Origin of the sequence: Microbulbifer sp. JSM ZJ756, from assembly GCF_044383805.1 — a bacterium.
Classification (GTDB): domain Bacteria; phylum Pseudomonadota; class Gammaproteobacteria; order Pseudomonadales; family Cellvibrionaceae; genus Microbulbifer; species Microbulbifer zhoushanensis.
In genome coordinates this window covers 127,644-141,342 of sequence record NZ_JBISER010000002.1, presented here as the reverse complement: position 1 = coordinate 141,342, position 13,699 = coordinate 127,644, and the positions used below count along the sequence as shown (strand labels likewise).

Annotated in this window: 14 protein-coding genes; 8 read left to right on the top strand and 6 right to left on the bottom strand. The window is 61.9% G+C overall.

Annotated features, from left to right (window positions below; genetic code table 11):
* Nucleotides 1–5 precede the first annotated feature (5 nt).
* Both ACH6CX_RS04595 and dapD read left to right on the top strand, forming a co-directional pair.
* A complete protein-coding gene (locus ACH6CX_RS04595; protein WP_232941555.1) occupies nt 6–350 on the top strand; it encodes an ArsC family reductase in 345 nt (114 codons plus the stop codon).
* Nucleotides 351–364: 14 nt separating this feature from the next.
* Nucleotides 365–1,396: a 2,3,4,5-tetrahydropyridine-2,6-dicarboxylate N-succinyltransferase gene (gene dapD / locus ACH6CX_RS04590; RefSeq protein ID WP_232941554.1), complete on the top strand. Its 1,032-nt coding sequence runs from the start codon at nt 365–367 to the stop codon at nt 1,394–1,396.
* 57 nt (nt 1,397–1,453) lie between these two features.
* Here the strand turns inward: dapD and ACH6CX_RS04585 are convergent, their stop codons facing one another.
* Nucleotides 1,454–2,050 (bottom strand): helix-turn-helix domain-containing protein, encoded by a 597-nt coding sequence (locus tag ACH6CX_RS04585; RefSeq protein ID WP_232941553.1) that lies wholly within the window; start codon nt 2,048–2,050, stop codon nt 1,454–1,456.
* A 134-nt stretch (nt 2,051–2,184) separates the two neighbouring features.
* On the opposite strand from ACH6CX_RS04585, the gene ACH6CX_RS04580 reads away from it, so the two are divergent.
* The 3 genes from ACH6CX_RS04580 to ACH6CX_RS04570 all read left to right on the top strand — a co-directional run bounded on the left by ACH6CX_RS04580 (nt 2,185) and on the right by ACH6CX_RS04570 (nt 6,737).
* Nucleotides 2,185–3,468 (top strand): MFS transporter, encoded by a 1,284-nt coding sequence (locus ACH6CX_RS04580; RefSeq protein ID WP_369413283.1) that lies wholly within the window; start codon nt 2,185–2,187, stop codon nt 3,466–3,468.
* Between the two features lie 88 nt (nt 3,469–3,556).
* On the top strand, nt 3,557–4,690 hold the full coding sequence (gene dapE, locus ACH6CX_RS04575) for a succinyl-diaminopimelate desuccinylase (protein ID WP_396674977.1): 1,134 nt from the start codon (nt 3,557–3,559) through the stop codon (nt 4,688–4,690).
* A 94-nt stretch (nt 4,691–4,784) separates the two neighbouring features.
* Nucleotides 4,785–6,737 carry a S9 family peptidase gene (locus ACH6CX_RS04570; protein ID WP_232941551.1) on the top strand — a complete coding sequence of 651 codons (1,953 nt, stop codon included), beginning with the start codon at nt 4,785–4,787 and terminating at the stop codon, nt 6,735–6,737.
* 22 nt (nt 6,738–6,759) lie between these two features.
* On the opposite strand, the gene ACH6CX_RS04565 is transcribed toward ACH6CX_RS04570, so the two are convergent.
* From ACH6CX_RS04565 to ACH6CX_RS04555, 3 genes are all read right to left on the bottom strand, one after another.
* A complete protein-coding gene (locus tag ACH6CX_RS04565; RefSeq protein WP_232941550.1) occupies nt 6,760–7,131 on the bottom strand; it encodes a hypothetical protein in 372 nt (123 codons plus the stop codon).
* Nucleotides 7,132–7,138: 7 nt separating this feature from the next.
* Nucleotides 7,139–7,690: a flavodoxin gene (locus ACH6CX_RS04560; protein ID WP_232941549.1), complete on the bottom strand. Its 552-nt coding sequence runs from the start codon at nt 7,688–7,690 to the stop codon at nt 7,139–7,141.
* 255 nt (nt 7,691–7,945) lie between these two features.
* Nucleotides 7,946–8,422, bottom strand: coding sequence for a Spy/CpxP family protein refolding chaperone (locus ACH6CX_RS04555; protein WP_232941548.1), 477 nt, complete (start codon nt 8,420–8,422; stop codon nt 7,946–7,948).
* Between the two features lie 183 nt (nt 8,423–8,605).
* Between ACH6CX_RS04555 and ACH6CX_RS04550 the strand changes: the two genes are divergently transcribed.
* From ACH6CX_RS04550 to ACH6CX_RS04540, 3 genes are all read left to right on the top strand, one after another.
* A complete protein-coding gene (locus ACH6CX_RS04550; RefSeq protein WP_396674974.1) occupies nt 8,606–9,310 on the top strand; it encodes a response regulator in 705 nt (234 codons plus the stop codon).
* On the top strand, nt 9,310–10,683 hold the full coding sequence (locus tag ACH6CX_RS04545; protein ID WP_396674972.1) for an ATP-binding protein: 1,374 nt from the start codon (nt 9,310–9,312) through the stop codon (nt 10,681–10,683). The genes ACH6CX_RS04550 and ACH6CX_RS04545 overlap by 1 nt, the downstream gene beginning before the upstream one ends.
* Nucleotides 10,684–10,775: 92 nt before the next feature.
* Entirely contained in the window at nt 10,776–11,486 is a 711-nt protein-coding gene (locus ACH6CX_RS04540) for an SRPBCC family protein (RefSeq protein WP_237063842.1), read from the top strand.
* A gap of 77 nt (nt 11,487–11,563) precedes the next feature.
* Here the strand turns inward: ACH6CX_RS04540 and rluB are convergent, their stop codons facing one another.
* On the bottom strand, nt 11,564–12,442 hold the full coding sequence (gene rluB, locus ACH6CX_RS04535) for a 23S rRNA pseudouridine(2605) synthase RluB (protein ID WP_232941544.1): 879 nt from the start codon (nt 12,440–12,442) through the stop codon (nt 11,564–11,566).
* Nucleotides 12,439–13,698, bottom strand: coding sequence for an SMC-Scp complex subunit ScpB (scpB, locus tag ACH6CX_RS04530; RefSeq protein ID WP_396674969.1), 1,260 nt, complete (start codon nt 13,696–13,698; stop codon nt 12,439–12,441). Before scpB ends, rluB begins: the two co-directional genes overlap by 4 nt.
* Between the last annotated feature and the right edge of the window lies 1 nt (nt 13,699).

Genomic DNA, 13,699 nt, shown 5'->3' with positions numbered 1-13,699 from the left:
TTCGAATGATTACTCTCTACGGCATCAAAAACTGCGACACCGTGAAAAAAGCCCGCAAATGGCTTGAAACCAACGGGGTCGAATACCGTTTCCACGATTTCCGCGAGGACGGTATGGACAACGTGCCGCTGCAACAGTGGCTGGAAGACTATGGCTGGGAGCAGGTGCTGAACCGCCGCTCCACCAGCTGGCGCGCACTCGAAGATACGCAGAAGGAGACCATGGACAACCCATCGGCCCTCACTGCCGCGCGGGAAGCCCCCACCCTGATCAAGCGGCCGGTCACCGTATCCGGCCAGGGCGTCCTCTTCGGTTTCAGGGAAGCGGCATTCAAAGAACTGGTCAATTAAGGAAGCATTCACCCATGAGCGATACATACAGCATCGGATTCGGCGTCGGCACCTGTAACCGCAAAGGCGAGTGGCTCGAGGTTTTTTACCCCCGGCCCATGCTCAAACCCGACGCGGCAGTGGCAACGGCTGTCAGGGAAACCCTCGGTATAGACAGCGGTAACCAGAGTGCTGCCCTGGACCCGGCCCAGCTGGAGCCCCTGGCGGAACGAATGGAAGCGGCCGGCGCCGGAGATCAGGCGGAAGTGCTGCGCCAGTTTGCCAGCACCCAGCGGCCGCTGGTGGCGGTGTTCCTGCAGGACGACACCGCGCCGGAGTCGGTGCCCGAGGCCTACCTCAAGCTGCACCTGCTGTCCCACCGCCTGGTGAAGCCCCATGAGACAAAACTCGATGGTATTTTCGGCAAGCTCGTCAATGTCGCCTGGACCAACCAGGGCGCCATCGACCTGGAAGAGCTGCCCCAGCGCCAGCTGGAAGCGCGCCTCAAGGGCGAGCTGCTGGACGTGGATTGTGTGGACAAATTCCCGAAGATGACCAACTACGTGGTCCCCGGCGGCGTGCGCATTGCCCACACCGCCCGTGTGCGCCTGGGCGCCTACCTGGGGGAGGGAACCACCATCATGCATGAGGGCTTCGTCAACTTTAACGCCGGCACCGAAGGCCCCGGCATGATCGAGGGTCGCATCTCTGCAGGCGTCTTCGTCGGTGCCGGTTCTGACCTCGGCGGTGGCTGCTCCACCATGGGCACTCTGTCTGGTGGCGGCAACATCGTGATTTCTGTGGGCAAGAACTGCCTGCTGGGCGCCAATGCCGGTATCGGTATCCCCCTGGGCGACCGCTGTACCGTGGAGGCAGGACTCTATCTCACCGCCGGCACCAAGGTGGCCCTGCTGGACGACACTGGCAAGCTGGTTGAGCACGTCAAGGCCCGTGACCTTGCCGGCAAAACAGACCTGCTGTTCCGCCGCAATTCCACCAACGGCGCGGTGGAGTGCCTGACCAACAAGAGCGCAGTAGAGCTCAATGAGGCGCTGCACAGCAACTGACACCGGTGCCCGGCGAGCGCTGCAGGCAGTCGCTCCCCGGGCTGCCCTCAGGGACAGCTACTGCCCCTGTTCACTGCTTGATTTATCCAGGGGATAAAATGCAAGGGCCAGCCGGAAACAGCGGTTCGGCTCTTCCCCCTCCCCCTCGGCATGTTCGCCCAGCCACTTTATGTAGTCGAAAACCGCATCAATCCGCCGGCGCAGCTCGTCGATATGCTCCTGTTCGGCGTTAACAGCCAGATGGCCGAGAACCGCCTCATCTTCTGCATCGACCGCCGCCACGCTCGGAAACAGCTCAGCCATCTCCCTACCGGTTCCCGCGAACATTTCCAGCAATACCCCCGGTACATCCCCACCGGCGGCCTCCCCGGAGAATAACTGCGGATCAACCTGGAAGGATTTGGCGATAGCCTCGTAGTACTGCTCGACGGTGCCGCGATTCTGCTGGTTGCGGGTCTTGCGGATCAGCCCGGCCCTCTCCAGCATCTCCACATGGTGGTAGAGCTTTGTGGGTCTCTCTCCCAGGTTTTCTGCCACTTGCTTGGTGGTGAACTCGCCACCACAGAAGACCATCAGGATGCGGCTGCGCAGGGGATGCGCCAATAATCGCACCTGCTCCAGGTCGTTCAGGATATAGCCGCCACTCTCACTCACAGATTTCTCTCCCCATTACCCATGTCCGGCGGATACTAACACACATTCAAACTGTTGCTATTATTCAGTACAACATGAATAATCACCGCCTGCTTAATAATCAAGCATAACTGAATAAAACAGAGGACGTTACCGTGACAGACGCCAACCTGAGTAAAAGGACACCCCCCGCGAAACCATTCTGGCTCCTCTGGAGCTGCCAGGCCCTGTCATTGCTCGGCAGCCAGGCGGTGCAGTTTGCCCTGATCTGGTGGCTTACAGCAGAAACGGGCTCAGCAGCCACACTGGCTACCGCAGCAGTTGTCGGTCTTCTCCCCCAGGTCCTGCTCGGCCCTCTCATAGGGACCTTCGTGGACCGCTGGAACCGAAAGTACATCATGCTGGTCGCCGACGGCGCCGTCGCACTGGTCTCCGCTTGGCTGGCTTACCTGTATTTCACCGACGCCATCGGGGTCTCCCACCTCATGGTGGCACTGGGCCTCCGGGCTATCGGGGCCAGTTTTCACTCCGCAGCGATGACAAGCTCGACGACCCTGATGGTGCCTGCATCCCTTCTCAGCCGAATCCAGGGCCTCAACCAGGCCCTGCAGGGTGGCGCGCCCCTGCTCTCGGCCCCCCTGGGCGCCCTGTTGGTGGCGGCCCTGCCAATGAGCAGTATCCTGCTGGTTGATGTCATTACAGCACTGGTCGCCATCACGCCCCTCGTTTTCATCCGGGTTCCACAGCCGGCTACGAGCCAGAGCACAGACAGTTCATTCCTGGGGGACATGGCCCTGGGCTTCCGGTACCTGGGGAAACATCGCGGCCAGCTTTACCTGCTGTGCGGGGCCGCCGGCGTTAACCTTGTCGCTGTGCCCGCGTTCGTGCTGCTGCCGCTTTTTGTCATCTCTGAATTGCAGGGCACAGCACTGCAACTCGGCTGGCTTGAAATGATTTTCGGCGCCGGTTCTATCGCCGGGGGCGTGCTGCTGGGAATCTGGGGTGGATTCGAGCGGCGCATCGTTACCGCACTTTTCGGGCTCGCCGCGATGGGAATAGCGGTGATCAGCCTGGGCCTGGCGCCCGCCGAGATATTTTCTGTGGCCCTGGTCTCCATGCTGCTGGTTGGCACAGGCACGTCTTTAGTCAACGGATCCATTCACGCGATTCTCCAGGCCACGGTTCCGCCCGATTACCAGGGCCGCATCTTTACGCTGGTGGCAAGCGTGGCAGGTGCAATGACCCCCCTTGGACTCGCGCTGGCAGCACCTGTGGCAGAGGTAATGGGTGTCCGCTTCTGGTACCTGGCCGGTGGCGTCACCTGCCTGGTCGCCGCAGGCGCCGCCACAATGGTCCGGGCGATTATGGAAATAGAGACAACAGCCACGCTACCTGAAGACCCGGCCGGGATTTCCGTCGAGTCCCCGGGGCCGGGCTAACAACAGCTTGCTGACAGCATGAGAAATAGCTAGGGTGCCAGCGGGCAGTCTCGTGCCCCGGCCCCCCGTCAGACACTATGGAAGAATCATGACACCGACCCTGAAACTTGCCAGCGACCTGATCCGCCTTCGTTCCGTCACCCCCGACGATGCCGGCTGCATGCCGCTGATGCTTGAACGCCTGGAAAAAATCGGCTTCACAACCACGTACCTCCGCCGTGGCGACACCGACAATTTCTGGGCTGTGCGCAACGGCGGCGGCGCGGGACCGCTATTTGCTTTCGCCGGCCACACCGACGTGGTACCCACCGGCCCCGAGGACAACTGGAAACACCCTCCGTTCGAACCGGTCATTGAAAATGGCTACCTCTATGGCCGCGGCGCCGCGGACATGAAAGGCTCGCTGGCGGCAATGGTCATCGCCTGCGAAGAGTTCATCGCCGCGCACCCCGACCACAATGGACGCATCGCCTTCCTGATCACCAGCGACGAGGAAGGGCCGGCCACCGACGGTACCGTCAAGGTAGTCGAGTGGCTGCAGGAACAGGGAGAGAAAATTGACTGCTGCCTAGTGGGGGAGCCCTCCAGCACCGATCGGGTCGGCGACGTGATCAAGAACGGGCGCCGCGGCTCCCTGGGACTCGAACTCACTGTCTTCGGGACCCAGGGCCATGTGGCCTACCCTCACCTGGCGGCAAACCCCGTGCACATGCTGGCCCCGGCACTGGCGGAGCTGGCTGCGGAAATGTGGGACAACGGCAATGAGTTTTTTCCGGCCACCAGTTTCCAGGTATCCAATATCAACGGCGGTACCGGTGCCACCAACGTGATCCCCGGCGAAGTCAAAGTCATCTGTAACTGGCGCTTCTCCACCGAGACCACGTCAGAGCAACTGCAACAGCGCGCCTGCGCGATTCTCGATTCACATGGCCTCAGGTACGAGGCCAACTTCAAGCTCTCCGGCCAACCTTTCCTGACTGCTGCCGGCCCGCTGGTGGAAGCGGCCCAGTCGGCGATCGAGTCTGTCTCTGGCGAAAAGACACAACTGTCCACCGCCGGCGGCACCTCGGACGGTCGCTTTATCGCACCGACCGGCGCGCAGGTGGTGGAACTGGGACCGGTCAACGCCACTATTCACAAGGTGGATGAATGTGTACGCGCAGAGGACCTGGATCGCCTTAAGGATATGTACCGTGAAATACTGTGTAATCTGATGCTGTGACACAGTTCACCCGGCCGGCTTGTCCGGCCCGGGGCCTGTTGCATAATGGATCCGATACCTGAATAGGAAGCCCATTATGCAAGGACGCCGGTTGATGCTGGTTTTTCTGTTGTTTTTGTCACTGCCAACCTGGGCTGCATCCCGGGTGCCCCTTGGTGACCTGGTAAAACACGCCGAGATCCAGCAGGTAAAACTCTCCCCTGATGGCAGCCATATCGCAGTGCAGAAATTGCATGAGGGCGAGCGGGTGCTGGTTTTTATGTCACTCTCCCCTCTCGAGGTGACCGGCGCCCTGCGCTTTCGCGGCAAGGAAGAGGTCGGCGACTTTTACTGGGCCAACGATGAGCGCGTGGTCGCCGAGGTAATTTCCCGGCGGGCCGCCCTGGAGGCGCCTGTCAGCTATGGCTCCCTCTATGCAATCAACTACGATGGCTCCCGGGGCAAGAATATCTTTGGCTGGGCAGCCGGCGAGAACCAGGCCGGCTCCCGTATAAAGCGGGCAGAAAGCACCCGGGCACGCGCAACCCTGATCGATACCCTGCCGGATGACGACAGGGAAATCCTGGTTTCCACCTATCCCTGGGCCCGGGACTGGGAGACCCACGGCGAAGTCCTGCGTATCAATATATATTCCGGGGTGAAGGACCGCGTTGTAGGCCTCCCGCAGGTAGGCGGGCGCGCCTTCACCGATGGCCGCGGCGAATTATTGTTTGCCAATGGCACCAACCGTTCGGGCGATTACCAGCTGTACCGCAAGAAAGAGGTTGGCTGGGAACAAGTCGGGAACCCGCTGCTGGAAACCGGCACACCGGTAGGGTTCGATCACGAGGCAAACGCTGCCTACCTGGTTATCAACCGGGCGGGCAAGACCGAGCAGCTGGTGCGGCTGCAGATGGAAACCGGTGAAGTCACCCCGGTGTACAGTCACGAATTCACCGATATCACCGAGGTGATCCACGAGCCGAGCTCGGGCCGGCCCGTGGGTATCTACCTCGACCCGGGCAAACCAAAGGCAGAGTTCTTCGATGAGAACGGTGGCTTCGCGGCATTCTTCCGTGGCCTCAAGAAAGCCTTTGCCGGATACCGAATCGACTTCACCAGCTTCAGCGAAGATGGCACCAGGGGCGTGCTCCGTGTGTCCGGTGACCGGCTGCCCGGCGATTACTTCCTGGTAAACCTGGAATCCAGGAAGGCGGACTTCCTGCTGCCCTCGGCCGAATGGCTGCAGCCAGACCAGTTGAACCCGATGCAGGCGGACTCCTTTACCACCGAGGATGGCCTGCGTATCGGCGTCTACCTGACTTTCCCCCGGGACCGCGGGGAGAACCTGCCGATGGTGGTGATGCCCCACGGCGGCCCCCACGCCCGCGACTACTGGCGCTACGATCGCGAGGCGCAGATCCTGTCCCAGAATGGCTACCTGGTATTGCAGGTCAACTTCCGCGGCTCCACAGGTTACGGCGATGCGTTCTTTGATGCAGGCCGGCGCGAATGGGGCGAAGACATCCAGCAGGATATTGCCGACGCCGCCCGCTGGGCGGTGAAACAGGGTTACGCCGACGGCGACCGGATCTGCATCTTTGGCGCCAGCTTTGGTGGCTACTCCGCGATGATGAACCCCATTCGCTACCCCGATCTCTACCAGTGCGCAGCAGGTTATGTGGGCGTTTACGACCTGGCGATGATGTTCGACCGGGGAGATATACAGCGGCGGGACCGTGGCATCGCCTACCTTGCCGAGGAGCTCGGCGAGGACGAGGCATTCCTGCGGGCCCATTCACCGCTGCACAACACCGCAGAGCTGGACCTGCCACTGTTTATTGCCCATGGCGGCCAGGACGAGCGCGCGCCGGTCGAGCACGCCGAAGCCCTGCTGGAGCGGCTGGAGGAGGAAGGACGGCAGGTGGAAAGCCTGATCGTACCGGATGAGGGACACGGCTTTTACAGCGAAGAGAACAACCTGAAACTGTATCGCCAGCTGCTGGCATTCCTCGACCAGCACATCGGTGTGGGTGCCACCGAGAAGAACCGGAAGGCAAGGGACTAGTTACGCACCGGGTGCGGGCGCCTCAGTGGAGGCGTCCGCGCGAACCACCGGGTACATGTTGCTGCGGCTCTTCCAGGCCGTGGGTCATGACAAAGTAATAGGCCACCTGTGGCTGCCCCTGCACCTCTACCAGCAAGTCAAAATTGAATTCGCCCTTTTCGCCAGGGCTCACCTGCACGGTGTTCACATGCTCCGGCTCGATAAACAGTTCAGCCACCAGGCGCTTGCCCCGCACCACCTGGACCAGCAGCGTGCGCGCATCCTCGCGACTGAACCGCCAGTGGTAATCGTCGTCATCGTAAACCACCGAGTCGGCGGTACCGGCCCGCAGGATACAGTTGGGGTGGTCGGCCAGCCATGCCCAGAACTCGTCAAAGGGTAGTGTCGTCTGCATGGCGGGCTCAGTCATCCAGCGCGGCAACGCTGTCCGCGCCACCCGGCAGGCCGAATTCCCGTGCGATCTGGCGGCACCACTGGTTCAGGCGGCCCGCGGTCAGCTCTTCCTGCTGGTCCTCATCGATGCCCAGCCCGACAAAGCGGCCCTCACCCTCAATCTCGGCCTTTGAGGCCTCGAATTCGTATCCCTCTGTCGACCAGTGCCCCACAATTGCAGCGCCGTTGGCAACGATCACATCGTGCAGCATCCCCATGGCATCGAGGAAATAGTCACCGTAGCCAAACTGGTCGCCCAGCCCGAATAGCGCCACGGTCTTACCGGTGAAGTCGATCTCCTGGACATCTTCCCAGAATTCCTCCCAATCGGACTGGATCTGGCCGAAGTCCCACGTGGGGATACCGAAAATGAGCTGCTCGTACCCGGCGATTTCAAGCTGCGTGACATCGGCAATATCATGCACTTCCACACGCTCCTCGCCCAGGCGGGCGCGGATACGCTCGGCCACACCCTCGGTGTTGCCCTCATCACTGCCAAAAAACAAGCCGATCTTGCTCACAAACACTCCTATCAACAGACTTTCACCGCATGCGAACACCCATGACCAGATGGTCAGGCTGCACCGCCTGGCGAGGCGCGGTATTTTCCCAACAATACCTGCCTACAGCAAGCGCGGCTGCCGACAGTCACCTGGCCGTACCGCCAGGCATAAAAAACCCCCGCATGGCGGGGGCAAGGATGGCGCGTCGGCCGGGCAGTTGGGGCGCGCCCGGCACTTCGCACAGGACGGTTACTTGACTGATTGGATAGCGCTTTACTCGCTGTCGGTGCGCTGCTTGCGACGCTCCTTCCAGCGCTCCTTGCGCTCACTATGCATTTGCTCGAGCTTGGCCTTCTGCTCGTCAGTGAGGATTGCCTGGAACTGCTCGTGGCGCTCGTGCCGCTGTTGCATCTTCTTGATCTCGAGTGCACCCAGTTTTGCCGCCAGGCTGTCCAGGGTCGCCTGGTCTGCCCCCGAATCCAGGGCCTCACGAACCTGGCTGCGCAGCTCGTGCATCTCCTTGCGGAGTTCGCGCCGCTTCTCCCGACCGGCCTCACGATTGGCCTCCAGCTGCGCCCTCTGGCCCTCGGTAAGCTCCAGCTTGTCAGCCATGCGGTCAAACATCTCCTGGTGGTGATGCCCCTTGCCATGGTGATTTCCGTGGTCACCCGCCAGCGTAATGCCGGGAACAGCGACGGCCGAGGCCAGGACCAGGCTACCTGCGAACTTCTTCCAGTTGCTCCGCTGCATAACTGATTCCTCTCAATTTGGTGTGAGTTGTTCTGTGTCGGTAGGTGCATAGTAGGCCCGCACGGGGTAAATGGGGGCAAAGGGGGGTAAACAACTGTTAAGAACGGTAAAACGACCCGGCTGCGGCAGTCCACGGGGGCGGGCTATGAATATAATGACCGCACTGAGATCATGGAATCCGATATGAACCGAATCCTGCTGGTCGACGACGACCGAGAACTGACCGACCTGCTAGACGAGTACCTCTCCGGCGAGGGCTTTGGGGTAACCGTAGCCAACGATGGCGGTCGCGGGCTGGAGCTGGCCCGCGGCGAAGGCTTCGATGCACTGGTCCTGGACGTCATGTTGCCGGTGCACAACGGTTTCGAACTGCTGCGCAAACTTCGCGAGGAAGGCGGTGCAGCGGGGTCCCTGCCAGTGCTCATGCTTACCGCCAAGGGAGACACCGTCGACCGTATCGTCGGTCTCGAAATGGGCGCGGACGACTATCTGCCCAAGCCCTGCAACCCGCGCGAGCTGGCGGCACGGCTGCGCGCCGTGCTCCGCCGCGGCCGCGCCGAGCGCCCGGCGGACGAGGACCAGTTGAGTAGTGGCCCCCTCAGCCTGCGCACATCACAGCACCAGGCCTTCTGGCACGGGAGCGCCCTGTCCCTCACCGGAGCCGAGTTCTCAGTGCTGAAAGTCCTGGTCCAACGTGCCGGGGAAGTGGTCAACAAGGAGACGCTGACCGAGAGTGCACTGGGCCGCAAGCTGATGCCCTATGATCGCTCCATCGATGTCCACGTGAGCAATATCCGCAAGAAGCTGGCGGAGCACGGCGCCAGTCGCGACCTGATCATCAATATCCGCGGGGCCGGGTACATGCTTACCGAAAGCGCGGAAGCCTGATGCGCAGCCTGTTCTGGAAAATGTTTTTCGGCGCCTGGCTGACTGCCATGGTGATGGTGGTTACCACCATCTACGTCACCCACATGGGCGAGTTTGGCGACCCCCGGCAGAAAGACCGCTGGGAAGTCTCCGCCATGGTGGGTGAACTGACGCGCAACATGCGCCGGGCACGCCGCCACGGCCCGATGCACTTCCGTCACTGGCTGGAACGCCAGCCCCCCGAGTTTCGCGACCGCGTATTCGCCCTGGGCCCTGGTGGAACCGAGATCCTCGGGCGCCCGATCCCGTCCGATATGGCGCCACTGTTCCAGAACCTGCACTTTCGCAACCGCGAGCTGCGCATGATGGTGGACAACAAACCCACGGTGGGGTTCTTTATTCCCCTGCGCGAGCGCGGTGGCCTGCGCGTGGCGTTTATCGCCGGCAAGAGCAAGCAGGAACTCCTGTTACTGTTCCTGTGGCGCAACTTCTGGCCCATCCTGCTGCTGTCGATGCTCGCCTCCGGTGCCGTCTGCTACTGGCTGGCGCGGTACCTGAGCCGTCCCCTGGACAAGTTGCGCACCGCCACCAGGCGGGTCGCCGCCGGTGAACTGGACTACCGGGTATCCCCCGCCCTGGAAAAACGCGGCGACGAACTGGCGGACCTGGCGCGGGACTTTGATTCCATGACCGCCCAGGTACAGGAATCAATGGCCGAGCAGCGCAGGCTGATCAAGGATGTCTCCCACGAGCTACGCTCGCCGCTGGCGCGCCTGCAGGTCGCGCTGGGTATCGCCCGGCAGAAGGATACCCGCGGCCTGGACCCGGAGCTCGAGAAGATCGGCAAGGCAGCGGATTACCTGGAGGAAATCATCGCCGATATTCTCTCGCTGCCGGTGGCAGGTGGCGAAGAGCGCAAGCTGGACGATGTGGTGGAGATCAACGGCCTGCTCAGTGCACTCAAGGAGGACCTGCGCCACGAGGCAGAACAGAAAGGCATTGCCATCGAGCTCACCCCCTCCGGGGGCGAGCTGCTCGTGGCCACCCGGGGCAGCAGCCTGACCGCAGCGCTGGAGAATATCCTCCGCAATGGAATCAAGTACAGCCCCCGGGACAGTCGCGTAATCGCCACAGTGCAGGTCACCGGCGAGACCTGCCGTATCCGCGTGCAGGACAGTGGCAGGGGCGTCCCGGAAGAAGAACTCACGGCCATTTTCCGGCCCTTCTACCGCACCGATACCGCCCGCACCCGCGAAAGCGGTGGCGTCGGCCTGGGCCTTGCGATTGCCCAGCGCACCATCCAGCAACACGGCGGAAAAATCTCCGCCAATAATGCCGCTGGCGGCGGGCTTTGCGTGGAAGTGATGCTGCCGCTGGTCGCGTTCGATATGTAGCCAGTTCACGCGGCGGTCGTGTACACGTTGGCCTGTGGCCGGCGAGGCGCTAAACTCCGCGAAGAAAACCGATAATTGAAAAAGGCCCCGCTATGCGCTGGATTCTCTACATCATTGGACTGCTCGTGTTGCTGGTCCTGGCCGGCTTCCTGTTCCCCCGTGAAGTCACCGTCGAACGCAGTGTCTATATCAACAAGCCACCGGCAGCGATATTCCCGACGCTGAATAACCTGCGCAACTTCAATAACTGGTCGCCGTGGTATTCCATCGACCCGACCACCGACTACATCTACAGCGGCCCCGCTGAGGGCGTCGGCAACAAGATGTCCTGGAGCAGCGAAAACCCCAATGTGGGTCGCGGCAGCCAGACCATTATCGACAGCCAGACCAACTCCATGGTGCGCACCCACCTGGACTTCGGCGCCCAGGGTACCGCCATGGCCGAATTGCAGCTGGAACCACAGGGCAGTGGTACCAACGTGACCTGGAACTTCAACAGTGATATGGGCAGCGGCCCCATTGCCCGCTGGATGGGCCTGGTCGTGAAGAATATGGTGGGCGAATCCTACGAGCGCGGCCTCAACAAGCTCAAAAACTATATCGAGTCATCTGCCGATACCCCGGAGGCCGCAGCCGGGAGCGAGGCGGAGGTCGACAGCGGTTCGGACGAGGCCCTCACGCCCGAGTCCGGGCCCGACTCCGGCATGGAAGTCGACCCGGGCGATATGGACGGGGATATGGAGACGGAAATTATCCAGGAAGAGAGTGAGGAGGCAGTGGAGGAAAACCGCCACGGTCGCTGAGGCAGGAATGCCAGGGCAGAAAAAAAGCCCACACATGTGGGCTTTTTTATTACGTCAAGGGTAACCGGGCAAACAGTTCAGTCCTTGCTCCCGGGCTTCGCGGCCCTGCCCGGCTGGCGCCGTTGTGCCGGCGGCTTGCGCAGCTTGCGGCGCTGTCGCTGCAGGCTCTGCTTTTCCGCCTGGGTCAACGGGCGCTGGCCCAGCTTGGGTAATCCCGCAGTAACACAGAGATCATCGATATCCGCCGGCTCCATCTCGATCCACTGGCCAACACGCACCTGGGACGGAATAAATACATTGCCATAGCGGACTCGCTTGAGACGGCTTACCCGCACGCCCTGGGACTCCCACAGGCGCCGCACCTCACGGTTGCGCCCCTCCATCACCACGCAGTAAAACCAGCGATTATTCCCCTCACCGCCGCTCTCCACGATATCGGTAAAGCGGGCCACACCATCATCCAGCAATACGCCGGTGCGCAGGCGCTCTTTCATTTCATCGTCCACATGACCCTGGATGCGCACCAGGTACTCCCGGTCGATCACCGACGAGGGGTGCATCAACCGATGTGCCAGCTCGCCGCTGTTGGTAAACAACAACAGGCCGCTGGTATTGAAATCCAGGCGACCAACGGAAATCCAGCGCCCGGAACGCAGGCGCGGCAGTCGATCGTAGACGGTAGGTCGCCCCTCCGGGTCATGCCGTGAGCAGATTTCCCCTACCGGTTTGTTGTAGAGGATTACCCGGCACCGCTCCTCCTCCTGGAGTCCCACACGCTTACCATCGAGTTCAATCCGGTCCTCATCGCTAACCCGCTCGCCAAGCTTCGCCACCTGCCCGTTGACTGTGACGCGGCCGGCCTCGATGGCTCGCTCCATCTCGCGCCGCGATCCCTGTCCGGCGCGTGCCAGGACTTTCTGCAGTTTTTCGCCCGCAGGCGCGGTACCTTCACTCATGTATTCGTATTTTCCGGTTGCGCAGTTTCCTGCGATTCGCCCTCACCGGGCTCTTCTTCCGCTTGCTCGGCATCCACAGTGCCACCAAACAGCGCGCTGGCTGGCAGGGAAGCGGCGATGGACTGGCCATCTGCCCCGGGCGCCCCGCCGGAGGTTTCCTCCGCGGCGGCAGTTCCAGTATCGGCCACAGTTTCGATACCGGTTCCAGCGCTTTCGGGCATGCCTTCGTCGACAGTATCGTCACTCCCGGCCACTGCGGGTGCATCCTCGTCGACGCCGACCGTCTCCCCGACCGTCTCATCGTTCTCATCCAGCCCATGCCCGGCGGCAGCATCTTCCATGCTGGCCGGCCTCACATCCACATCGGGCCCATCCTCACCGACAATGTCGTCGATCGTGTCCGCGGGATTTTCCCCGGCGACCACAACGGGTTCAGCATCATTCTCTGCGGGATCAGCCGCATTCCCGCTGTCGGCCCCGCCATCTGCTTCAACGGATTCCTCACCCTCAACGTTCACCGTCCCGGGATCCACGCCATCGAGGTCGGTAGCATCCACACCGGCTTCGGTGGCTTCTGTCGCGGTCTCTTCCCCGGCCGCAGTTTCAGCCTCGATCGCGCTGTCGGCAACCTCGCCCTCAGCGGACTCGGCTTCCACGCCGGGCTCGCCACCAGCCTGTTTGACGGGTGTACCGTCACCCAGGTCGAGCGACTGGTTGAGGCTCTCGATATCGCGGATCTCCGCCAGGGTGGGCAGGTCGTCGAGGCTGCGCAGGTTAAAGTAGTCTAGGAACTCCCGCGTGGTGGCGTAGAGGGAGGGCTTGCCGGGCACATCGCGCTGCCCCACCACCTTGATCCAGCCGCGCTCTGTCAGTGTCTTGACGATATGGGAGCTTACCGCCACACCGCGGATCTCCTCGATATCGCCGCGGGTGATCGGCTGGCGATAGGCGATGATCGCCAGGGTCTCGAGAATGGCGCGCGAGTATTTCTGCGGTTTTTCCTCCCACAGGCGGTTTACCCATGGGGCCAGGTCTTCCGGCACCTGGAAACGCCATCCACTGGCCACCTGGCGCAGCTCGAAACCGCGCTCGGCACCACTGTCGGCAATGTCCTGCAGGACCTGGCGCAACTCACTTTTCTCGGGCCGCTCGCCCTCGTCAATCAGGGACAGCAGCTTGTCTTCGTTCAGCGGTTGTCCCGCTGCCAGCAGGGCGCCCTCAACGATACGGCGCAGCAATTCGGGGGCGATGGTCATC